Here is a 1,077-nt window from a genome sequence, read left to right on the forward strand (position 1 = left end):
TCGAAACAGGCCTTGCACGTTATCCGCCAGCACAACGCCTTCGGTATATTTCTTTGGCACCTTGCGGGTGTTCAACAACATCTGCCGTTCGTCATCGGTGAGCGATTTAAAGCGCTCGACCTGTTTCAGTTCTTCGCTATTCACGAACAGCAATACCCACCACTCGAACATCGACAGGATTTTTTCTGCCTCATCAGGAAAGTCTTTCATATTTTGGGTGGCCATCCACAGCCACACGGCATCACGTCGCCCGAGCAGCTTGGCGAGTGTCACCAGGTACTTGGCGAGGAGTTTTTCGGTGGTGATGACGTGGGCTTCGTCGGTCAGCGCAATAGTGTCGCGACCATCATTTTTGGTGCGTTTAGCACGGGCAATGATTTGATTCATCAAACTGATATACGCAACGGACAATTTGTCTTTGGTGTCATTGCCACTGGCCAGAGAGCCCAGATCAATGCGAATGTAATCGGCGTCGGGTAGCTCATCGCCGGGGCGATTAAACATCTCGCCCGCGAATCCATCGGTGAACAATTTCATCGCATCGACCATTTCCTCGATGCGACCGCGTTTGGATTCGCGGTGTACCTTCAGCACGTCGAGGGCAGCGATAACGTCTTCGGTAATCAGGTGTTTGCGTTTTGCTTTTCGCGCAGTAATCGCCGCGTTGAGAATGGCTTCTTTCAGTAGCGCACCATCTTGTCTGGAAAACTTCGCCTCTTCTGTCGGTACGCAACCCGTCACCATAATCTGAGCGATGATCAGCATTTCACCGAGGATGTCGCGCGTCACTTTTTCGTCAGCGTCGGCGGAAAAGGCCTCTGACTCATCACTCTCACCATCATCGGCTTTGGCCGTGTCGACGGAAATCACGCGGCCGTCATCATCAACCAATTCCATGGCCGGTTGATAAGGCGCGAGTGACGGCGCAATGCCAGGACTCAATGTGATGTCGACGGTCGATAATCCACGCTCTTTAAAAAACGTGGTGAGCAACCCAAAACTGTTTCCTGCCTCCATCACCACGAGGCGCACGCGGTAGATCGCCATGATCATCATTTGTAGATACAGCAGCGTTGC

1 pseudogene is annotated in these 1,077 nt (G+C 52.4%); it reads right to left on the reverse strand.

Going from position 1 to position 1,077, the window contains the following annotated elements:
• Positions 1 to 1,077, reverse strand: a pseudogene (locus ACSV5M_RS21815) (conjugative transfer ATPase); the annotation flags it as partial.

This window comes from Cellvibrio sp. ARAG 10.3 (assembly GCF_051846955.1).
Classification (GTDB): Bacteria; Pseudomonadota; Gammaproteobacteria; order Pseudomonadales; family Cellvibrionaceae; genus Cellvibrio.